General features: G+C 71.2%; 1 pseudogene. It reads right to left on the bottom strand.

Features of this window, described 5'->3' with window-relative positions:
- Positions 1-260 (bottom strand): annotated as a pseudogene (locus tag ACEN88_RS35665) (MFS transporter); the annotation flags it as partial.

The following is a 260-nucleotide window of genomic DNA, read 5'->3' as shown; positions in this document are numbered from 1 at the left end:
CGCCGTCAGGATCGCGCCCGTCAGCAGCACGAGCCGCGTATCCACGAGCGTCAGCACGGCGCCCGCCGCCGCCATCAGGATGTTCGCGAGGCAGAACGTCGTCGACAGCAGCCCCATGACGGCGCCCTGCCCGTGGCCGCCGCCGAACCGGTCCGCGGCCCACGCCTGCACGACCGCGTTGTAGAACGCATGCGGCAACCCGAACGCCATGATGCCGATGAGACCCACCCACAGATGGCCCACGCCGAGCGAGCCGATGG

The sequence above is a fragment of the Massilia sp. CT11-108 genome (assembly GCF_047302915.1).
Lineage (GTDB): Bacteria > Pseudomonadota > Gammaproteobacteria > Burkholderiales > Burkholderiaceae_D > Telluria > Telluria orientalis.
Note: the sequence above shows the minus strand (reverse complement) of the source record. Positions and strands in the feature narration are given on the sequence as shown.